The sequence below is a fragment of the Pseudarthrobacter sp. CCNWLW217 genome (genome assembly GCF_037203985.1).
Taxonomy (GTDB): Bacteria; Actinomycetota; Actinomycetes; order Actinomycetales; family Micrococcaceae; genus Arthrobacter.
This window is the reverse complement of the sequence record NZ_JBBCBT010000016.1, coordinates 61,704-82,542: the sequence shown is the minus strand read 5'-3', so window position 1 is coordinate 82,542 and position 20,839 is coordinate 61,704. Positions and strand designations below refer to the sequence as shown.

General features: G+C 62.3%; 20 protein-coding genes and 1 pseudogene. 9 read left to right on the top strand and 12 right to left on the bottom strand.

Annotation, left to right across the window (positions count from 1 at the left end; translation table 11 throughout):
* The first annotated feature begins 24 nt into the window (after positions 1-24).
* The 6 genes from V9L18_RS17430 (at position 25) to V9L18_RS17405 (ending at position 5,769) form a co-directional block, all read left to right on the top strand.
* On the top strand, positions 25-1,533 hold the full coding sequence (locus tag V9L18_RS17430) for a sugar ABC transporter ATP-binding protein (protein WP_337348421.1): 1,509 nt from the start codon (positions 25-27) through the stop codon (positions 1,531-1,533).
* A gap of 3 nt (positions 1,534-1,536) precedes the next feature.
* Positions 1,537-2,523 carry an ABC transporter permease gene (locus V9L18_RS17425; protein ID WP_337348420.1) on the top strand — a complete coding sequence of 329 codons (987 nt, stop codon included), beginning with the start codon at positions 1,537-1,539 and terminating at the stop codon, positions 2,521-2,523.
* Between the two features lie 46 nt (positions 2,524-2,569).
* A complete protein-coding gene (locus V9L18_RS17420) occupies positions 2,570-3,391 on the top strand; it encodes a sugar phosphate isomerase/epimerase family protein (RefSeq protein WP_337348419.1) in 822 nt (273 codons plus the stop codon).
* Positions 3,392-3,457: 66 nt separating this feature from the next.
* On the top strand, positions 3,458-4,630 hold the full coding sequence (locus V9L18_RS17415) for a Gfo/Idh/MocA family protein (RefSeq protein WP_337348418.1): 1,173 nt from the start codon (positions 3,458-3,460) through the stop codon (positions 4,628-4,630).
* A gap of 67 nt (positions 4,631-4,697) precedes the next feature.
* Positions 4,698-5,030 (top strand): putative quinol monooxygenase, encoded by a 333-nt coding sequence (locus V9L18_RS17410; protein WP_337348417.1) that lies wholly within the window; start codon positions 4,698-4,700, stop codon positions 5,028-5,030.
* 46 nt (positions 5,031-5,076) lie between these two features.
* The gene (locus V9L18_RS17405; RefSeq protein ID WP_337348416.1) at positions 5,077-5,769 is read left to right on the top strand and encodes an aspartate/glutamate racemase family protein; all 693 of its coding nucleotides are present in this window, start codon (positions 5,077-5,079) and stop codon (positions 5,767-5,769) included.
* Here V9L18_RS17405 and V9L18_RS17400 read toward each other — a convergent pair.
* Positions 5,766-6,530, bottom strand: a complete 765-nt coding sequence (locus tag V9L18_RS17400; protein ID WP_337348449.1) for a DeoR/GlpR family DNA-binding transcription regulator — start codon at positions 6,528-6,530, stop codon at positions 5,766-5,768. The genes V9L18_RS17405 and V9L18_RS17400 overlap by 4 nt on opposite strands.
* A gap of 56 nt (positions 6,531-6,586) precedes the next feature.
* On the opposite strand from V9L18_RS17400, the pseudogene V9L18_RS17395 reads away from it, so the two are divergent.
* Positions 6,587-7,229, top strand: a pseudogene (locus tag V9L18_RS17395) (zinc-binding dehydrogenase); the annotation flags it as partial.
* Between the two features lie 103 nt (positions 7,230-7,332).
* On the opposite strand, the gene V9L18_RS17390 reads toward V9L18_RS17395, so the two are convergent.
* Positions 7,333-8,220, bottom strand: coding sequence for a hypothetical protein (locus tag V9L18_RS17390; protein ID WP_337348415.1), 888 nt, complete (start codon positions 8,218-8,220; stop codon positions 7,333-7,335).
* 391 nt (positions 8,221-8,611) lie between these two features.
* Here V9L18_RS17390 and V9L18_RS22090 point away from each other — a divergent pair, with 391 nt between their 5' ends.
* Complete coding sequence (locus V9L18_RS22090; protein ID WP_376045175.1) at positions 8,612-8,743, top strand: ATP-binding cassette domain-containing protein; 132 nt, start codon at positions 8,612-8,614, stop codon at positions 8,741-8,743.
* A gap of 39 nt (positions 8,744-8,782) precedes the next feature.
* Here V9L18_RS22090 and V9L18_RS17385 read toward each other — a convergent pair whose 3' ends face one another.
* The 10 genes from V9L18_RS17385 to V9L18_RS17340 form a co-directional block, all read right to left on the bottom strand.
* The gene (locus V9L18_RS17385) at positions 8,783-9,028 is read right to left on the bottom strand and encodes a hypothetical protein (RefSeq protein WP_337348414.1); all 246 of its coding nucleotides are present in this window, start codon (positions 9,026-9,028) and stop codon (positions 8,783-8,785) included.
* A 199-nt stretch (positions 9,029-9,227) separates the two neighbouring features.
* Complete coding sequence (locus V9L18_RS17380) at positions 9,228-10,436, bottom strand: ABC transporter permease (RefSeq protein ID WP_337348413.1); 1,209 nt, start codon at positions 10,434-10,436, stop codon at positions 9,228-9,230.
* Positions 10,433-11,356, bottom strand: coding sequence for an ABC transporter ATP-binding protein (locus V9L18_RS17375; protein WP_337348412.1), 924 nt, complete (start codon positions 11,354-11,356; stop codon positions 10,433-10,435). The genes V9L18_RS17380 and V9L18_RS17375 overlap by 4 nt, the downstream gene beginning before the upstream one ends.
* 102 nt (positions 11,357-11,458) lie before the next feature.
* Positions 11,459-11,608 carry a hypothetical protein gene (locus V9L18_RS17370; RefSeq protein ID WP_337348411.1) on the bottom strand — a complete coding sequence of 50 codons (150 nt, stop codon included), beginning with the start codon at positions 11,606-11,608 and terminating at the stop codon, positions 11,459-11,461.
* A gap of 909 nt (positions 11,609-12,517) precedes the next feature.
* Entirely contained in the window at positions 12,518-13,222 is a 705-nt protein-coding gene (locus V9L18_RS17365) for a hypothetical protein (protein ID WP_337348410.1), read from the bottom strand.
* An 88-nt stretch (positions 13,223-13,310) separates the two neighbouring features.
* Positions 13,311-15,623 (bottom strand): beta-L-arabinofuranosidase domain-containing protein, encoded by a 2,313-nt coding sequence (locus V9L18_RS17360; protein WP_337348409.1) that lies wholly within the window; start codon positions 15,621-15,623, stop codon positions 13,311-13,313.
* Between the two features lie 53 nt (positions 15,624-15,676).
* The gene (locus V9L18_RS17355; RefSeq protein ID WP_337348408.1) at positions 15,677-16,597 is read right to left on the bottom strand and encodes a carbohydrate ABC transporter permease; all 921 of its coding nucleotides are present in this window, start codon (positions 16,595-16,597) and stop codon (positions 15,677-15,679) included.
* 42 nt (positions 16,598-16,639) lie between these two features.
* Positions 16,640-17,572 (bottom strand): carbohydrate ABC transporter permease, encoded by a 933-nt coding sequence (locus V9L18_RS17350; protein ID WP_337348407.1) that lies wholly within the window; start codon positions 17,570-17,572, stop codon positions 16,640-16,642.
* Positions 17,569-18,945 (bottom strand): ABC transporter substrate-binding protein, encoded by a 1,377-nt coding sequence (locus tag V9L18_RS17345; RefSeq protein ID WP_337348406.1) that lies wholly within the window; start codon positions 18,943-18,945, stop codon positions 17,569-17,571. The genes V9L18_RS17350 and V9L18_RS17345 overlap by 4 nt, the downstream gene beginning before the upstream one ends.
* A 42-nt stretch (positions 18,946-18,987) precedes the next feature.
* Complete coding sequence (locus tag V9L18_RS17340) at positions 18,988-19,983, bottom strand: LacI family DNA-binding transcriptional regulator (RefSeq protein ID WP_337348405.1); 996 nt, start codon at positions 19,981-19,983, stop codon at positions 18,988-18,990.
* Between the two features lie 156 nt (positions 19,984-20,139).
* On the opposite strand from V9L18_RS17340, the gene V9L18_RS17335 reads away from it, so the two are divergent.
* The gene (locus V9L18_RS17335) at positions 20,140-20,838 is read left to right on the top strand and encodes a DJ-1/PfpI family protein (protein WP_337348404.1); all 699 of its coding nucleotides are present in this window, start codon (positions 20,140-20,142) and stop codon (positions 20,836-20,838) included.
* The last annotated feature ends 1 nt before the right edge of the window (position 20,839 follow it).

Below are 20,839 nucleotides of genomic sequence, written 5' to 3'. Positions count from 1 at the left end.
CCGCACTGTCCCGAAAGGGCAACAATGAACACCGCAGACAATGCCGTCGAAATGCGTTCGATCTCCAAAGGCTTCAACGGTGTCTCCGTGCTGAAGGACGTCAGCTTCGACGTCCGGAAGGGCGAAGTCCACGCCTTGGCAGGCGGCAACGGCGCCGGAAAATCCACGCTCATGAAGATCCTCCAGGGCGTTTACCAGATGGACGCGGGCGAGATCCTCATCGGCGGGAAACCCACCGTCATCAACTCGATCCAGGAAGCCAAAGCAGCCGGCATCGGCATGGTCTTCCAGGAATTCAGCCTGGTACCCAGCCTGACCGTGGCCCAGAACATTTTCCTTGCCGCCGAGCCCCTCAGCGCGGGCGGGTTCATTGACGACAAGGCCTCGGCCCGGCGGGCCAAGGAAATCTTCGCCGAGATGGAAGTGGATGTGGACCCCCATGCGGAGGTCTCCCGGCTGGGTACCGCGTACTGGCAGCTGACCGAGATTGCCAAGGCACTCTCGCAGAACGCCCAGGTACTGATCATGGATGAGCCCACCGCCAGCCTTGCCCGGCACGAGTCCGAAGCGCTCTTCGAACTGATTGACCGGCTCAAGCAGCGCGGCATTTCCATCATCTACATCTCCCACCGCATGGACGAGGTCTACCGGCTCGCGGACCGGATCACCATTCTCCGCGACGGCCGCCAGCTCCTGACCGAACCGCTGAGCGCAGTGACCCCAGAACAGATCGTGGAAGGCATTGTTGGCAAGAAAATTGAAGGCCAGCTTGCATACCGCGAACGGGACACCGTGGCCGATGGGGGAGTGCCCCTGCTGGAGGTCCGCGGCCTGAACGTCGGCCGGCGGGTGAAGGACATCTCCTTCACGCTTCAGCCCGGCGAAATCCTGGGACTGGCAGGGCTCATGGGGAGCGGGCGCACCGAACTCGCGCGCGCACTGTTCGGCATCGACCGGCGTGACAGCGGTGAAATCCTCATCAGGGGGAAAAAGGGCACCCTAGCCTCACCGCAACAAGCCATCGACGCCGGCATCGCCCTCATCCCCGAGGACCGGCGTGCGCAGGGCCTTGTCCTGGACCATTCGGTCCGTGACAACCTCCTGCTGCCGCTGCTGGGCCAGATCAGGCGCGGACCGCTGCTGGACGCCACCAAAGGCAAGGAACTTTCGGCGTCCCTCATCAAGAAGTTCGCGGTCAAGGTGGCCCACCCCCACCGTCCGGTGCGGCTGCTCTCCGGCGGCAACCAGCAGAAAGTGGTCATCGCCAAGTGGCTGGGCACCGACCCGGACATCCTCATCCTGGATGAACCGACGGCCGGCGTCGACATCGGCACCAAAAGCGAAATCCTGGACATGATCCGCGAACTCGCCAGTGCCGGCAAAGCCGTCATCGTCATCTCGTCCGAGTACCCCGAACTACTCGCGGTCAGCGACCGCGTCCTCGTCCTCAAGGACGGCTCCGTCATCCGTGACATCCCCCGCAGCGAGATCGCTGACGAGGAATATCTTCAACTTGCAGTCCAGGGAGTCTGACCAGTGAGCAACGCCAACACCATCACCCCCCGCGATGCCGCGGTAACCCGCAATTTTGGGTCCAAGCTGAAAGAGCTGGACTGGCGGCGCTACGTCATCTACATCGGCTTCGTCGTCGTCTTTATCTTCTTCGCCATCCTCCTGCGCGACCAGGGCTTCCTGTCTCCGCAGAACCTGCTCAACATCTTCCGGCAGACGGCCACCATCACGGTCATCGCCGTCGGCATGACGTACGTCATCTCGTGCGCGGAAATCGACCTCAGCGTCGGCTCCGTGGCCGGTCTCTCCAGCGTCTGCACAGCCATGGCGCTGGCACAGTGGGGCATTGTCCCCGGCATCCTCGCGGGCCTCGCCGTCGGACTCGTGGTGGGCTCCGTCAACGGTGCGCTGGTCAGTCTCCTCGGGATCCCCTCCTTCCTGGTGACACTGGGCATGCTGGGCATCGCCGTCGGCGTCGCGCAGTGGATTACCGCCTCGGCGCCGCAGCCGATCCTGAACGACACCTTCAACATGCTGTTCGGATCAGGAGACTTTGGCCCGGTTCCCGGCCTGGTGGTCTGGAGCGCAATCTTCGTCGCCATCGGCGCCGTCGTCCTGAACCGCACCAGGTTCGGCCGGCAGGTCCTCGCCACGGGCGGCAACCGCAACGCGGCCGAGTTCACCGGCATCAACACCAGGCGCATCAAATTCCAGGTGCTCCTCATCTCGGGCATGGTGGCCAGCGTTGCCGGCATGCTGTACGCCGGCCGCCTGCAGTCCGGCCGGTTCCAGTGGGGAGCAGGCGATGAGCTATCCGCCATCGCAGCCGTCATCCTGGGCGGAACCAGCCTCTTCGGCGGGTTCGGCTCGATCATCGGCACCCTCTTCGGCGCCCTGCTGATCGGCCTCATCAACAACGGACTGATCCTCGCCGGCCTCGACAGCAGCCAGCAGCAGGTGGTCCGCGGCGCAATCATCATCCTGGCCGTCGCGCTAGCACGAAAGAAGTAGCACCCGTGACCCCCACATCTTCCCTAGCAGCTGAAAGGCAGAAGCAATGAAACTCGGTTACTGTTCCATCACCTGGGGCGGCGTCGTCGGCCACCCCCAAGGTGTAACCAGCGTGAAGGACCTTTTCTACCTGACCCACGGATCCATGCGGGACGCCGTCGCGGACATCGCATCAGTGGGCTACCAGGGTGTTGAAATGTTCGACGGCAATCTCGCGGAATACGCGGAAAAGCCCGAAGAACTCAAGGAAATCCTGAGTACTGCCGGCGTCGAACTGACAAGCGTCTACACCGGGGCGAACTTCATCTACGCGGACATCCTTCCGGACGAGCTGCACCGGATCCGCCGTGCCGCCGAGCTGGCTGCAGGCTTCGGAGCGGAACGGCTTGTGGTGGGAGGCGGAGCACGCCGCGCTGCCGGCACCACCGACGAAGACTACCGACGGCTCGCCGAAGGGCTGAACCAAGTAACCGATATCGCGGAAAGCTTCGGGCTGTCAGCCAGCTACCACCCGCATCTGAGCACCATCGTGGAGAGCCCTGACGAGCTGGACAAGCTGATGCCGCTCACCCGGATCGGATTCTGCCCGGACACCGCCCACCTTGCTGCCGGCGGGGCGGACCCGGCCGCGGTCATCCGGAAATACCCGGACCGTATCCGGCACGTCCACCTCAAAGACTTCCAGCAGGACCCCTTCGCCTTCCTCCCGCTGGGCCAGGGTGAGCTGGACTTCCCGGACATCATCGCCGCCATCCGCGAAAGCGGGTATGACAGCTGGCTCATGGTGGAACTGGACAACTACGACGGCGACCCCCGCGAAGCAGCAGCCCTCAGCAAAAAGTACCTGGACAACCTCCTCTCCAACTGATTTTTCAACCGAAGGGGAGTGCCACAGCCGGCATCTGCCCCGCCTTCCGGAAGGAACAAGATTCACATGCAGAACCTCAACGTCGGCCTCATCGGAGGCGGCTTCATGGGCAAGGCCCACTCCTTGGCGTACGCCGCCATGCCCATGTTCTTCTGGCCTGCACCGGCAATGCCGGTCCGCAAGGTCATTGCCGAAGCCAACGAAGACCTCGCTGCCGAAGCAGCCCGACGCTTCGGCTTCGAAAAATCCACCTCGGACTGGCGCAGCATCATCGACGATCCGGACATCCACGTGGTGGACATTGCAACGCCGAACCACCTCCACGCCGAGATCGCCATTGCCGCGGCCGAAGCCGGCAAGCACATCATCTGCGAAAAGCCCCTGGCCCGTACCGGTGAAGAATCCAAGGCCATGTACGACGCGGTCAAGGACAAAAACATCGTCCACATGGTTGCCTTCAACTACCGGCGCACCCCTGCCGTTGCGCTGGCAAAGAAATACATCGAGGAAGGCGCCATTGGCCGCATCCTCAGCTTCCGGGGGACCTACCTGCAGGACTGGAGCGCCGACCCGAACTCGCCGCTCTCCTGGCGCTTCCAGAAATCCATTGCTGGTTCCGGTGCCCTTGGTGACATCGCAACGCACGTCTTCGACATGGCCCGCTACCTCGTCGGCGAATTCAGCGCCGTGAACGCCGTCCTGTCCACCTGGATCCCCGAGCGGCCGCTCCAGTCCGGCGGTGCCGACGCATTGGGCACCGTTCGCGGCGAAGAAGGACCCCGCGGCGACGTTGATGTGGACGACGAAGTCATGACCATGATCCGTTTCGCCAACGGCGCCGTGGGATCCGTGGAAGCAACACGCAACGCCCACGGCCGGAACAACTACATCACCTTCGAGATCCACGGAACAGAAGGAAGCATCGTCTTCAACTACGAGCGGCGCGACGAGCTGCAGGTCTGCTTCGCTTCAGACCAGTCCGACCGCCGGGGCTTCCGCACCGTCTACACCGGCCCGGCCCACCCCTACGGAGAAGGACTCTGGCCCATCCCTGCCCTGGGCATTGGATACGGCGAAACGAAGATCATCGAGGCCTACGACTTCTTCAAGGCCATCGCGGAAGGCGGCAGCGTCAGCCCGAGTTTCGCCGACGGCTACCAGGTGGCACTGATCGATGACGCAATCGTCGAATCCGCCGCCAAGGAATCGTGGGTAGAGGTTCCGCTTATCAATTCATGACCGAACAGGAGGGGCGGCGGCCAAGCCGCCCCTCCTGAACGCACAGGACCACCCGAGGACGTCAAAATTGCCACATACAACAGTCAGCCAAGAAGCAGCGGAAGTCTGGCTCATGCCAGTGTTCATCGCAAAAGAGGGGCACGAAGCGACGCTTCGGGAAGCCCTCGGGGAGCTGGAGTCCGCGAGCCGCCAGGACGCCGGATGCCTGGAATACACCGTCTTCTCTGAAGACCAAAGGCCCGGCGCGTTTGTCCTCTTTGAGGGATGGGCAACCCGCGAGGACCTCAAGTCCCACAATGAAAAAGACCATGTCAAGGAATTCGTGAAAGGTGTGGAGTCCCTGCTGGCCGCACCGTTCTCAGTAACTCCCATAACCCCTCTTACCGGGGCCTCCAGCTGAACCTGCTGAGCCTGGCGGGCCGGCGGGCCTGTTAAAGTCGGGAACCATGACCCATCCACGCAACGGTGCCGCCGATAGAGTCGGTTTCCTCCACACGGCGCAGGTCCATGAGGCCACGTTTGAGGCCCTTGCCCGGGAGTATCTGCCTTCCGCCTCCACCGTCCACCGCGTGGATCCCGATGCCCTGGAGCTTGCGCGGCAAGACGGAACTGAGGAGAGCGTGCGGGCCGTCGTCGCCGCCCATCTCGCGGAACTTCGACGTGCTGGATGCGAGGTGGTCTTGTGCACCTGCTCCACGCTCGGCGAGGTAGCGGAGGACCTCTCCGGCGATGGGCTGGAAGTGGTTCGGATTGATCGGCCGATGCTTCGCCGTGCCGTGACGCTCGGTCCGCGCATCGGAGTCCTCGTGGCTCTCGCGAGCACCGTGGAGCCAACCAGCCGTGTCCTCGCCGAGGAGGCTGTGGACGCGGAAGCCGGCATCACCGTGGAGGTCAGCGTTGTGGAGGGGGCGTGGGACGCCTTCCTGGCGGGGGATGCGGAGGCCTACCACTCGAGCATCGCCCAGGCGGCGGATAGGCTCGCAAGCCGCTCCGACGTCGTCGTCCTTGCCCAGGCCAGCATGGAACCCGCGGCGGCCCTGCTGACCGGGCTCGCAACGCCGGTCCTCACGAGCCCCCGCTCCGCCGTCGAAGCAGTGGCACTGATACAAATCAGCAGCCCGCCGAAAGGCCCGTCTTAGCCGGAAACCTCAGCCACCTCAACCGCAACCCCCGCGTCCCGGAACTTCTGCACCTGCACCGGATCGGCGCCGTCGTCCGTCACCAAAGTCCACGGCAGCGCCAGCCGGGCCCAGGCATGGAACGGCCGCAGGCCGAGCTTGGACGAGTCCGCCAGCACATACACAAGATTGCCGCGCCGGGCCATTAGCTCCTTGAGCCGGGTCTGCTCGTGGCTAGCCTCGCAGATGCCGTCCTCGGCGGTGACGGCGTCGGCACCCAAGAACACCCGGTCGAAGCTCATCCGCTCCAGCGCGGCCTCGGCCAGCGGTCCCACGAAGCTCTGGCTGACGGTGCGGAGCCGGCCGCCCAGGCAGTCCACCTCGATGCCCTCCGAGTCCGCCAGTTCCTGCATGGTGTTGATGCCCGGGGTGGTCACGGACAGCTTGTCGAACCCGCGGAGTTCGTGGGCCAGGGCACCCACGGTGGAACCGGCGTCGAGCAGGATGTTCTCACCCGGCGGGATCACGGACGCCGCCCAGCGGGCGATGGCGTGCTTCTGTTCGAACGCCTGGCCGGTGCGCTGCCGCAGCGACGCCTCGGGGTGCGCGCCCAGCGCCATCGCGCCGCCGTAGGTGCGGGCCAGCCGGCCCTGCGAATTCAGCAGCGCCAGGTCGCGGCGGATGGTGGACGCGGTGACCTCGAACCGGGCGGAGAGTTCCTCCACCGATGCGAGGCCGGTGGTCACGGCAAGGTGGTAGATCTCCTCGCGTGGTCGTGGTATACGGCCACCACCACGCCGTAAGCGCTCCGGCCGACGCGGGTTTAGGATCTCTTAGGGTGAACCAGCGGTGGGTACACCCCATCGGGGACATCCCGCTGGATGAGGCGGCGCTGATCGAGCCGCTGTCCGTGGCGCACCACGCGGTGGCGCGCAGCGGCGTGAAGGCGGGCGACACGGCGGTAGTGGGCGGGTCGGGTCCCATCGGCCTGCTCACCGCCCCGGTCCGAAGGGCATGGGGGTGACCACGATCATCAGCGAGCTCACCCAGGCGCGCAAGGAGAAGGCCACCTCCAGCGGGGTGGCGGACCACGTCCTGGACCCCAGCAAGGAGGACGTCCCGGTCCGGGTGCGGGAGCTCACCGGCGGGACCGGGGCCGACGTCGCCTTCGAATGCGCCGGCGTAAGCGCGGTGCTGGACTCGACGCCGTCCGGCCAGGCGCCGTGGTGGTCAACGTGTCCATCTGGGGCGCGCCCGCCACCATCGACATGCAGAAGATTGTGCTCAAGGAGATCGACCTGCGCGGCACCATCGCCTACGTCCGCGACCACCCCGCCGTCATCAAGATGGTGCAGGAGGGCAAGGTGGACCTCAAACCGTTCATCACCGGCCGGATCGCGCTGGAGCACCTGGTGGAGCAGGGCTTTGACACCCTTATCAACCACAAGGACACGGCGGTGAAGGTGCTGGTGCACCCGTAGGAGTGCTTGAGGCTACGCGGAGTAACTGCACTGCAACAGTCGCGTAGCGCGGCATAGCAAAGCCCCCGCCTCTGGCGGGGGCTTTGCGAACTTCCTCTGAGTGTTATTTGGCTGCGACGAATACCTTGTCACCGAGCATGCCCGCCCTGACGGCGAGAACGCCTTGAGCCGCGGTGGCCGACGGCACTTCAAAAGCCTTGTTGCCTGTTGCCGAGCCGCCCTTAAAGAGCGCGTTCGAGCTGATGGCATCCGGTTCTACGACGGACTTGTCGTAGCTATTCACGGTCCTGCCGTCAGCTGTCACGTATTCGACTGACACGAACGAAGGCGTCTGCCCGTTAGCGTCATCGCCGATGTAGGTGACGGAGTAGTTCACGAGGATGTACTCCGAACCCGCGGCAGGCGGGTCGTTGAATTGGTTGGCAGCGACAACAGCGTCTGTGGCGGCAAGGGTGACCGAGTTGACCACAACACGCCAGTCCTTGGATTCAATGACCGAGCCGATCGGATGTGGAGTCTCGCGGGTCCCGGTCTTGGCAGCGGGAGCCTCCGCTGCCTCGCCGTTAGTGGCACCCTCGCCGGACGGTGCTACGACTTTGGTGTCGCCGCTGCCGAATGCGTTGTCGAAGGACGACCCGACTACGGCAAAGAACACGACGACCCCGACAATTGTTCCAACGATTGACAGGATCAGGGCGGTGATACCCAGCCCTTTGGGCTTGTCCTTTAGGAACAGAGAAACGAGAGCCAGAACGAATGCGATCGGCAACAGTATCCAGCCAACGATGAGGGCACCAGGCATACAGGCGAAGATGAACCCGAGCACGGCTGTGATGAGGGCGATGAGCCCAACGACGTTCAATGGCTTCTTTGCCTTCGTCGGCCGGGGCGGGAGGGTCTGCGTTGACGCCTCGTAAGCCGGCTGCGCGGCAGGTGGATGGTTGGGCGAAGCCTGCTGTGAGCCCGCCCCAGGGAACTCTGGTGTAGTCATGGCTCAAATATCGCAGACGCAGTAGGTTTTCCGGTGTTACGACAAGATGCAATCTCAAATATGACAAGCATGAGTGGCTTTTCATTTGTTATTTACAAAGAGTATGTATGCTTGAACCTTTGACTTTGAGTCTCAGATCCTTTGGCCGGGTGTAATGAGATCTGCGCCCGCACCGGACCCGGGCGGCACAAAGATGGACCCTCTTCGACGGATCGTTCCAGCGCTCATTGGGAACGTTGAAGGCCCCCGGCGCGATGGCGCCTAGGCCCGAATGGCAGCCATTCCGAGTCCGTTCCGTACCCGTAAATCGTGGTCGTGGCTCATCTCATGGCTTTCGACACCTAATTTCGACACACATGTATTTCAATCAATCGTGCCGTAATTTCTTCCCATGGAGCAGAATAAAGTCGCACGAGAGCAACAGGTTGCCGTATTCGGCAAGAGCGGAAGCGGCAAGACAGTGCTCTTGTCGTCCTTTTACGGACTCGCGGCAGCAGGTACTCTCCGTCACCGAGCTGTTTGACGTTCTTGCAGGCGATAACGCTCAAGGTCGACGTCTGCATCAAAACTGCCTCGGCATGAAAAATTCAGCCTTGCTACCGACGACGAATAGGTTTTCTGCCACGTCGTAGGCGTTTTCGATCAAACGGAAGCCGGGGACGAGTTCATGAAGTGCCTGTATGACGTGCTGCGGCCAGTGCTCCCGCAGCAGTTCCAGGACGTCGGCGACGTCATGCAGATGCCGCGGATTGTGCCAGAGCTCGGATGGAAGGGGCTGGAACGCCGGTAGACGAACTGCAGCCAGCACAAACACCCGCTGAGACACTTTGGTTGAGCTTGTCTAGACCCCGGGTTCCGGGACGGCCCAACCCCGCCGCAGTTTGTCTCTCCAACGTTCTCTCCCTTCCTGCACGTTTCCCAACGCTCTATCACTTTGGGGCCACAGAATGTCTAGTCCGAAATCCCGTCAACGAGAGTATGGCCAGGGATAACAGACGTTGAATGGTTCAAGCGGTCCCTGCGTTCAAGGGCTTACTTTTGTTCGGGAGGGCTTGCCCGCCCCTGTATATCCGGATTGCGGCCAGAGTGGTTACGACGCTCGTTATCGCAACGACCGTCATGCTGATGACGAGTTCCAACAAGCTGATGTTTCCGAGTGCATTCCGGAACAGCAATGTACTGGGTGCAGTGAGTGGGAAATAGGTCATTGTCTGAACCGCCAGCGATCCGGGATTTTCCGAAATCACACCCAGAATGTAGCTCGGAGAGAACATCGCAATGATAAACAGAGTTCCGAATGCTGATCCTTCACGCACGCTCTTGATTTTTGCGCCAACAGCCGCATGAACCGCGATCATCATGGCGACGCCGAGCAGCAGCGTCGCGAACCCCACGAGCATCTTTGAACTGTCAAGGACCCAAGTGCTAAATGCCGGGACTGGCAGTCCGAGACTAGGTCCGATGGCGAAGTAGGCGATTATGAGCGGAATTGCCATGATGGCAAGCTGAAGGGCTCCCAACACAGTGGTTGCGACCATCCTTGCAAGAAACACGCTCGAAGCGGTCACGTCGACGAACAGCACCTCGCGTATCTTCTGTTCGCGTTCCTCGGCAAAGCCTCCGATTATTTGGTTGCCGAGAAAGATCGTCATGGTGAAGTACACGAACAAGAACAGCATTGGAACCGCCACGGCTGCCAACCCTGGATCAGGAACTCCGTTTCGATAGCCGGCTCTGGTCACTTCGACACTGGCAGTTAACGATTTCACAATCTGAGGCGAGTCGACGGTTCTTGCAACCGACATCTGGAGGAGTTGTCTGGCAAAAGCGGTTGACTTTTGATCCCCTACAAGACCCACATTGTTCTCGAAAATCTGGATCTTCCCGCGAGCCACGTCGCTCGGGTAGACGATCAGCGTCTGTATTTTGCCAATCTTCACTTCCTCTTTGGCCTTGTCCACGTTGGTAGCGATACTTCCACCAACCCGTTTGGCCAGATCTGCGTCGATCAAGCCGGAGTAGTCGGCGTAGTGAAACGCAAACGACGTTAGGCCGGATACGTCCGAACTCTTCCGGATGGCACTTTCGCTGGACTGGACCAGAAAACCCAAGAGAACCATGAATGCAGGCACCATTAGTGACGCAATCCAGAAACTCTTCCTTCTCAGATGGCGCCTGACGTCAAAAGCGACAAGCTGCCGGTTTGGGCCTGTCATCCGGTGATCTCATCCTCCACTTGCACCGATTCTCCATATGTGCGCACAAACACTTCATCCAGGGTTGATGACCGAGTCTGAAACCCAGTGAGCCGGACGCCGGCATGTATCAAGTCCGAAAGCAAACGCTCGGGCATCCCCTGACTATGCGTGTGAATCAAGGCAGCACGCCCTCGTCCTTGGCGTACTAATGGCCAGTCACTTATGAGAGAGGGGAGGTCTCCAAGATATGTGAATTGCGTTCGGGTCTCACCGAGGTCGGTTTTGGCGTCATGCACCGTTCCCAAGTAATGCTGAGCCCCATTGTCTAGAAAGAGGATGCGCTCAGTTAGGTCTTCGACCTCCTGCATCTGATGAGTGACTAGGATCAGTGTCGCCCCTCGGCTAGTGCGTTCTGCCACGTACTTGTTGAAGGCGGCCTTGTTGACAGGATCAAACCCCCGTGTGGGCTCATCCAGCACCAACAGGTCAGGATTCCCCATGAAGGTGATTCCCAAATGGACCTTTTGCTGCTGGCCGTTCGATAGGGCCTGGATCTGTGTGAAGGCCAACGATCCCAACCCCATCTCTTCAAGATATTCGTGAGCCTGGCTATCGGCCGCCCTCGAGTCGAGACCCCGCAAGGTGCCGAAAAGCCGCAGCACGTCAATCACTCGGTCACGCTGAAAATGCCCTCGATCTTCTGGTAAGTAGCCGATCCGGGTCGGGTCGGCAGGCTGATACGCTCTCCCTGCAATATCCACAATCCCTTCGCTCGCTTCGACCAAGCCGAGCAAGCACCTGACCAGAGTCGTCTTGCCAGATCCGTTGGGCCCAACTATCGCCATCGACTCTCCTGCGTTGAGGTCGAATTGGATGTGTTCAATTCCTCGGACTGAGCCGTAATGCTTTGATAGCTCCTTGACTCTTACCAGTGCCATTTGCCCTCATTGGTTGGCTGTGTATGTGGCTCAACACGTGTCCGTGTCTGGAGCGGACCTCTGTCGACTCCAGACACAGCCATGTAGAGACGCAGTACAGACTTATTTTGCTTGCTTCTTGTAGACGAACCACGTCGCGAGACATGCCCCCGCCGCGGCCAGGGATAGGACCCCCATGATCTGGTTGCTAAAGAACGCAATGATGGCAACGATCGAGAAAATGACAGCCGCGGACAGGGTTAGAAATTTCATAGATCAGTTACCCACACCCCAAGGCCAGTGACAGGCCGCTAAGTGTGTACGAAATACCAGCAATGACAAGTGTTGCACCACCAGTAAATGCAGCCGCGATCAGCGAACCCGTCGTAATGATGTGTCCCAGGAATCCCAGTATGCAGTTGAATTGTTGCCAGTTCACAATTCCTCCAAAAGGTATGATTTCCATAATTTCGATTAGGAAAGATTGGCCACATATTGAACCCAATGACCGCTCCTTCCTGAAAGGAAAATACGGCCGTAAATTTCATCTAGGTATGGACTGGGTCATTTTTGGGCTGATCTGGGACCGATTTAGGTGTGATTCCCGCAAAGATAAGTGGAGAGCGGCCTGCTTCTAGGTGGAGGTCTGCGCCCCCCCTGAGACGAGGTTGCCGTCGTCGGCTACTTCCTTCCGCTCTCGCAACCGTAGCCGCGACATTCTCCCGCGCAGCTGGATCCGCACGGGAGACCTGCGCAAGAGCCGGAAGTACTCCTCCTACCTGGGCCTGCAGCTTAAGGCAGGATGGAAAGACTGGAGGCGCCACCGCCTGGCCTGCCGGGTCAAATGCCGGCATCCTGAACTCCAATTCGCCGTGGGCGGCGATCTCGGGCTGTGAGCACCATGGCATACGCTGGCCGCCCACGCAGCAGGCACCGCCCTGCTGCTGCCAGGCCGCAGCCGTGTGTGTGACGGGCGGTCGCGTGGCAGGGCGCCCTCTAAATCCTGGGTATCTCGTGGGTACGGATCACGCGGGAGTCGTTCGGGCACCCGGACCGAGAGACCACCCCGCTGATAGCTTCAGGGCTTGTCCTGTCTATTGCTGTGGCGCTGCTCGAGCTCGGACGAAAGCGGCGGCAGCTGGCCCTTCGGCCACTCGTACGGGGGATTAGATCCTGTCGTTGTCACAGGTCGTGTGGACAAATTTCAGTACCCGCCAGCCCAGGCGTTCCTTGTCCGAAGGCGGGCTCGTCCTCACTTCCGGCCCACACAGCACCGCCGCCAGGGCAGGGCATCACCTCGAATGCAAGGGCATCATGCTCGGCCCGCAGGTGGCGTCCGTCATCCTCAACCACTTCCCAGCCCGCCTCAGGCAGCGCTGCACGATAATGCTGCAGCACATCCACGTCTTCTGAGATCACTAACCACCGGACACAACCGCCCACACCACTTACGCCGCCACCGCTGAATAGGCCGATGTGTTCGATGGAATCGAACGCCCGCTGGGACTCGCGGTCTGCGCTGGCCATGGGCTCAGCCGTTCCCTCCATCACGCACTGCGGAGAGGAGTCGTACTTCCCCACCTTCTGCGCCAAGGCCAAGGGGGTGACAGCGAGCATCACGAGCAGCAAAACTACCGGAATGGCCACGGCCGTCAGCCGCATCCACAGCCGTGGCGAGAGGACCAAACCGGCCACGGCAACCACCGCGACCACACCGAGCGCCATTCCGGAGGGACCGGCCGTCAACCCCCAGGTGAGCGCCTCAAGCGCGGTATCGGTGACATTGCCGTATACGGACATGAAGCCCTGGTGGACCAGTACAGCCAGCAGGGCCAGCCCTGCCTCGACGGCGAGCAGAACCACAACAGAGACAGCTCGGCCGGTCATGGGCATGGCTCATTGTAGGGTCCGCCTGACCACTTGTATACGGATCGACGACTCGGCGGGAACGCGACCATCCGCCGATCAGATCCGGTCAGGCAAGGCGGGCGCCGTCGAGCAATTCGACGGAAAGCAGGTCACCGGTGGCGGTGCCGGGGAGGGCATGAACAGCGAAGACGAGTGCCCCGGACACTTCGGTCCTTGCCTCTGCGGGGACGGCGTATTCGGTCACCTCGGCGCCCTGCTCGAGGGCGGAGCGCAAAGCCTCGGTCAGCGGCACTCCGTTGAGGCTGATCCGCTGTCCACGTCCTGCATCTGGCCGCATTCTCACCCGGACGCTGGCAGCTTTGCCGTGGGCATCCTTGAGCACATAGGAGAACCAGCCCGTCGCATTGCGCCAATGCACTCCGTCCTGACCGCCGGCCCGGGTGGCAACGCCGGCGAAGAAGTGGTCCGACTCCGGCTGCTGCTCACCCGCGGCCACGGCGTCGATGACATCGCTCTTCATGCCCGCTGCCGCATCAATTGCGGCAAGCTCCGCCGTCCGCACCTCGGCGGATGCACCCGTGGGCCAGTACACGGTGTAGCGCTCGTCGTGGATCCCGGCAAACGGCTCGAGCTTGAGCTGAACGGTTGCGCCGTTCCGGACGGCAGTCAGTTCCGCGGTGATGGCCGCCCGGTTGGACAGTTCGACGGCGGCTGCCGGGTCAGCTGAAACTACCACCGGTGTGCCGGCCAGGGGATCCAGGGGACCGGATGCAACATGGCCCATGCGCTCGTCCGGCGCCTCCACGGCTTCCACCCCGGCGGTTCCCTCCCGCGCGGCGAGGACCACGGGCCCGTAGAGGAAGGAAACCCAGGGAGAACCGTCTGGCAGGGCTTCGGCCGTCATTTCGGCCTGCAGCCGAACGGTGACCGTGGTGGTTCCCTCCCACACGCGATGGACGGTGTTTCGGCCCACCGCCTGTGGCCGCCCCCCGCCGGCCGGATGCACACTGACCTCCATGGCGGTCGCCCATTCCGGGCGGCGGAGCTGCAAGGTGAAGGCTGTTGGACTGTCGGCCGTGACGGCCAGCTGGACGGTGTCCGAGTACGGGAAGTCTGTCTCCATCCGGACCTTCACTCCGCGCTCGGCCCAGTTGAGTTCCGAGGCGATGTACAGGTTCACTGCCAGGTTGCCGCCGCTGTGGCTGTAGATCAGCTCGCCATAGCGGGCATGGTTTTCCAGGCCGGAGCCCACGCAGCACCACATGGATTCATGGACGGTGGAGTACACACGGTAGTGGGACGGACGCATCGGCGTGAAGTACACAAACCCGCCGCGCTCCGGGTGCTGGGAGGAAAGGATGTGGTTGAAGGTGGCGCGCTCGTAGAACGCCATCGCTGCAGGATCGCCGGCCCGCTCGAAGCGCAGCTTGGCGAGCTTGAGCATGTTGTAGGTGTTGCAGGTCTCCGGTCCCTCGACGTCGAGGATCATGGGCGTGAAATCGCGGGACGAGTGGAAATGCTCCCGGACGCTGTTGCCCCCGATCGACACCGTGCGCTCACGGGTGACGGTCTGCCAGAAGTAGTCGGACGCCTCGAGATGCTCCTGGCTGCCCGTGGCCTGCGCGTACCGTTCGTACCCCACCACCTTCGGTATCTGTGTGTTGGCGTGGAGCCCGTCCAGCCGGTCAAGGCCTGAAGCAAGGGGTTCCAGGATGGCGCGGTGCGAAAAACGGCGGGCCTCGCGCAGGTAGTCATCCCGCCCTGTCAGCTCGGCAAGGGATGTCAGGGTGTCGTTCATTCCGCCGAACTCAGTGACCAGGACATCCTCGAATGCATCATCGTCCAGGCCGGCGGAAACCGTGAGCCACCAGTCCGCCAGGCGGGTGAGCATGTGCAGGGCGGATTCGGCCCCGGCATACGTGTAGGCATCCAGGAGCCCGGCGAAGGTCTTGTGAAGGCTGTAAAGCGGGACCCAGCGTCCGTTGAGCGTGAAAACATCAGCATCAATTTCTCCTGCCCGGAGCTCTTCGCCGAGGCGGCGGCCGCCGGGAACCCCGCCCAGGTACCCGGTGCCCGCCGCGTTCTGGCACTCTTCGAACACAGCCAGGACGTACTGTAGCCGCTCGAGCAAGCGGGCATCGCCCGTTGCCGCAAACAATTGCGCACAGGCCGAGAGGTAGTGCCCGCCGATGTGTCCTGCCAAGCCGTCCGATTCCCACCCGCCGTACGCCGCCGCCGTCGTCGGAAGTCCTGCTTCCCTGCGGTAGGGAGCACAGAGGCGGTCAGCATCCAGTGCCAGGACATAACGGATGCTGGTGTCCTGCGCGTTCTTGAAGTCGCCGGCCAGCAGCCGGACGCTGTTCAAGGGAAAGGACGACGGCGGCGCGGTGGTTTCCGCGGTGGCGGTGGTGGGGTGCATGGGAAGTGCGGCTCTCTTGGCTTGGGTCTGTGGGGAACGGGACGGCGTGGTTCTTAGCCCTTGACGGCCCCCGCGACGAGGCCCCGCACGTAGTAGCGCTGAACGGCTGCGTAGAGGATGAGGCAGGGGAGCATGAGCAACACCGCGCCTGCGATCACGTAACCGTAATTCACCGTTCCGAAGGCTCCGGAGGCGACGTTCTCCACCGCGACGGGCAGGGTGAAGAGCTCCTGCCTGGTCAGGAAAGTCAGCGCTCCCAGGAAGTCTCCCCAGGCGCCGAGGAACGCGAAGAGGAATACGGTCACGGCCCCGGGGACAATCATGGGCCTCAGCACGGAGAACAGAATCCGGAGGGGACCCGCGCCGTCGATCCGTGCCGCTTCCACAACCTCTGCCGGGATCTGGGCGAATGAGTTCCTCATCAGGAAGACGCCGAAGGGCAAGTTGAAGGTGAGGTGGAAGACGATGATGCCAGCCAGGGAGTCTGTCAGGCCCAGGGCGTTCATCTCCAGGAAGAGCGGCGTCAGGATGGCCTGGAAGGGGACCATCATGGTCAGCAGGATGAGCGCGAACGCCACGTTCGAACCCCGGAACGGGTAGTTGACCAAGGCGTAGGCGGCAAGGGTGGTGATGGCCACGCTCAACACCGCGGAGCCCAGCGCAATGGTCAGGCTGTTCCAGATGTAGGAGCCGGCGCCGATGTTGTTGATGAGGCCGACGTAGTTCTCGAAGGACAGCTCAGTGAACGATTGCCCCGCCGCCGGGCCCGCAATCTGGGCGCCGGGCTGAAGGGAACGGAGGACGGACCAGAGAACCGGGGCAACGAAGAGTATCGATACGACGGTGCCAATCACCGCGTACAGTGCCGTCCTGATCCGTGCCGACGCAGGTGCTTTCTTGGCATGTGGGGCGTTGGGGGGAGTGCGGGGCAGCCGCGTAGTAACCGGCGGCGGCGCTTGGGTGGAAGTTGTCACGAAATCTCCTTTGATCGGACTCGGACGAAGAGTTTGTGCTTGTCAGTCCTCGCGCATGACGCGGAACTGGATGAGGGTGAGGCCTGCTGCGATGACGACGACGACAAACGACAGGGCGGTTGCGTAACCCACCTGCAGGTCGCCGAAGGCCTTGTTGTAGACGTAGAGCATGGTGGTGAGGGTGCCGGTTCCCGGGCCACCGCCCGTGATGATGAAGAACTGGGTGAAGGCGAGGATGGCGCCGATGAAGCCCATCACCGTCAGCAGCCCGAGGTACCGCTTGAGCAGCGGAACGGTGACCAGGAATTCCTGCTTCCACCGTCCGGCGCCGTCTATCTGGGCGGATTCGTAGAGTTCCTCCGGGATGCTTTGCATGCCGGACATCAGGATGATCATGGTAAAGCCGGCGCCCACATAGGTGCCCAGGAGGACTATCAGCACGGTGGCGCTCGTACCGTCCAGGAGCCAGGCCGTGGGCGCCGAGGTGATGCCAAGGTTGAGAAGCAGCTGGTCGAGCGCGCCGCTGTCCGGCCGGAATTCCAAGATGGCCACGAAGCTTAATGAGGTGATGCCGATGACGTAGGGCAGGAACACTGCAGTGCGGATGAGCCCGGCACCTCGGCGGTTGGAGCGGACCAGCATGGCGAGCATGTAGCCGACGGCGATCCCTAAGGCCGTGGAGACGACGGCAAAACCCAGCGTGTAGAGGATGGATCCCCAGAAGACGGTGTCGGCGAAGGCGGTGACGTAGTTTTCGACGCCGTTGAACTCCACTTCGCCGACGAGCGGCCAGTTGGTCAGGGAGATGACCACGGCAAAGATCAGCGGAACGATGACGAAAACAGCTACGAGGAGCACGGCCGGGGCGAGCATAAACATCCCGGTGTAGGAATCACGGCGCGATGCGCGCCGGGGTGCCTTCTTCCCGGTCTTCCCGGTCTGGAGTTGGGTCTGGTACGGGGTTGCGGTTGTCATGCCTGATTCACCTTCAGAACTCGGGCAGTCTCTTCATGCGCCCGCTGAAGTACGTCGTCGAGGGCGTCCTGGCTGAAGACTGCTTCGCGGAACATCGCAAGCCAGGGTGACTGCACGGTGTTGGTGAGCTGTGTGTAGAGCGTGGTGGGAGCGGCGAAGCCTTCGTTCATGCGCTCCATGCCCGGGACCATCAGAGGGAATTTCTCGGCGAAGCCGGTCTTGAGGATGTCGCTGCGGACCGGGTACCAGCCCAAGGCGGCCAGTTCGGACTGCTGTTCAAGCTCACCCACGAAGCGGATGAAATCCCAGGCGGCCCCCGGATTCGCGGCGCCCCGGGGAATGGACAGCACCGCTCCGCCGGAAAATTGCGAAACGTTTCCGTCGGGGCCAGGGAAGGCGCTGACGCCAAGCTTGTCCAGGAACTCCGGTGTGGCGCCCCCTACCACCAGGTCGTAGGACCCCGGAAAGAGCCCCACAGTTCCCTTGAGGAAGTCCTGCCCCCACGCCGCACCGGAGTCCGCCTCGGCGCCTGGCTGGGCGAGTCCTTCCGTGTAAAAGCTGCGGTAAAGCTCCAGCGTCCTTCGGAGCGGCTCGTTGCCGAGCACCGCCGCCTGCTGGTGGCCTAGTGGCCCCTTGTAGAACGGGCTCTGGTCGGCCCAGAAATGCGGTTGGATGACGTAGCCAAGGATGCCGGCGGAGTTGCCGGTGAAGGTCACTCCGGAAACCCCGTTGATGGACCGAACCGCCGCGGCGTGCTCCAGATATTCCGCGTAGTTGCTGGGGCCCTTCTCCGGGTCCAGCCCTGCCTTCTCGTAGAGCTCCTTGTTCCAGAACAGTTGCGACACGTTGGAGAGCGCCGGGAGCCCGTAGATTTTTCCGTCGAAGGAGGCCACGTCAAGGAGTGGCTTGTTCAGGTGCTCCGCGTAGGGGAGCTCGTTGATCAGCGGCGTGAGGTCCGTTAAGGCGTCCCGGGTGCTGAAAACGGGAGTCGTGACGGAGTCAGGGGCTACGACGTCCGGCACGGAACCGCCCCGGATCGCGGTGGCGAGCTTTGTGGTCATCTGGCCCTCCGGCAGGACGGTGAGTTCGATCCTCACTGCCTGCTGGGCCCGGTGGTATTTCTCCACGATGAGCTGGGCGGGCTTGAAGGCCGTGGCTCGGCACCAGAAGCGGATGGAGCCGGACGGGTTCTTCCCGAAGTTGGCTGCAGCAACATTTGTTTCCGGCAGGACAGCCGAGCATCCTGACAGGCCGAACGTCGCTGCCACGGCTGCGGCTCCGAGCGTCAGTACAGAGCGGCGGCTGAAGTCCCTGCGGCCGCCGTCGGGGGAATTTTGGGCGCGGCGAAGGCCGGCCGGTGGGGAGTGCATCATTGGTCCCTCGTGGTCGTTGACGTTAGTGGGGCTGGATGGATGTTAAGTGGAATCGCGGACGATGAGTTGGCACGGCTGTGCTTCCACTCCGGTCCTGCTGTTTCCGCCGATGGCTTCAAGGACACGTGCTCCTGCGGCGCGGCCCAGTTCTTCAAGGTTCATGTCGACGGTTGTCAGGGATGGCCTGCAGTTCATGGCCGCTGCTGCCCAGTTGTCGAAGCCGATGATCGCGACGTCATGAGGCACCACAATGTTTGCTTCGCGGAGTCCGTCAGCCACACCGCGGGCGATCTCGTCACTGCCGCAGAGAACGATGTCCACAGGTTCCACCCGCTGGCGCAGCATCTGGGCGGCTTGCCTGCCCCAAGCCTCGGACCAGTTTCCGTAGAGGGGACGGTCGCCCGCCAGGGTGAGCCCGAAGGCTCCGGCATGTTCCTGTACGGCCTCGGCGCGGATGCGGGCAGAGTAGTCCTGGCGCGGCCCCGCTACGTAGGCGATGTTCTGATGACCCAGGTTGGCTGCATGTTCGAGTGCAAGGAGTACGCCCTGCACCTGGTCAACCACCACTGACATGTCTTCGGGGTCGGAAGAATGTCCCATGACATAGACGATCGGGACCGATGTCGGGGGCAAGGGGGCGCGCGGGCCGGTGAGATTCGTCATGACCACGATTGCATCGACATTGCGGGAGGCCAGCGTCTCCACGCAGTGGCGCTCGCGGACCAGGTCGCCCCGTGAGTTGCTGATGAGCACCGATGCCTGCTCCGGGCCGAACGAATCCTCTAGCCCGTACATAACGGGAATGCTGAAGCGTCCGATGTCGTCCGACGTCACCAGGCCGATGGTGAGGACGTCGTTGTGGTTGCCTTCCGCAGCGGGGGCCTCGAAACCGAGTTCCCGCGCGGCAGCCAGGACGCGGTCCCGGGTATCTTCACGAAGCTGGCCCCGTTTGTTGAGCGCCTTGGACACCGTGCCTATGGAAACGCCAGAGGCGTTGGCGACGTCGGCCATGGTGACCCTGCGGGACGTGAAGCTCACGGATCCTCCTGGAAGTGATGAGATGTGCAACACGTTCAGAATAGGTTGCGGAAACTTTTCCTGTCAATGGGAAACATTTCTGCGAACTCTTTTCCGGCCGAACATTTCGGGATGTCCCGGCGAAAATCATCGCAGCGAGCTGTATAGGCTGGATAGATGCCCTCCGGTCCGCTAAGAATCGTTGTCCTCCTCTTTCCCAGAGTCACCCAGTTGGATTTCACCGGGCCGGCTCAGGTTTTCTCCAAGTTCCCGGATACCGAAGTCCACCTCGCGTGGCACGATCTGGATCCCGTCATCACTGACGCCGGCTGGTGCATCGTGCCGACGACGACCCTTGACGATTGTCCCCAGGCTGACGTTCTCTTTGTTCCCGGAGGCGCCGGGGCGTTCGACATGTTCGACGACCCCAAGGCCCTCGAGTTTCTACGCGTACAAGCACGGAGTGCCCGCTGGATCACGTCCGTCTGCACCGGATCATTCACCCTCGCCGCTGCGGGTCTCCTCACCGGCTACCGAGCCACCAGCCATTGGGCGTCCCTTCGGATGCTCGAACACTTCGGCGTCGAACCGACGTCTGAACGGGTTGTCCGCGACAGAAACCGGATCACAGGTGCCGGTGTCACCTCGGGGATCGACTTTGCCTTCACACTGGCGGCTGAACTCTTTGGTGACGACGAAGCCCGGAAGATTCAGCTGGCCATCGAATACGACCCGGATCCCCCTTTCGACCACGGCTCGCCCAGTAAGGCAGACCCCGAAACCGTCAGGAGCATCATCGCCGCCACGGAGAACCTCCGAATGGCGACCGTTCTAGCGTCGGCTCATTCCCTGGCGGCCTCGAAGCCCTCTTCGTAAC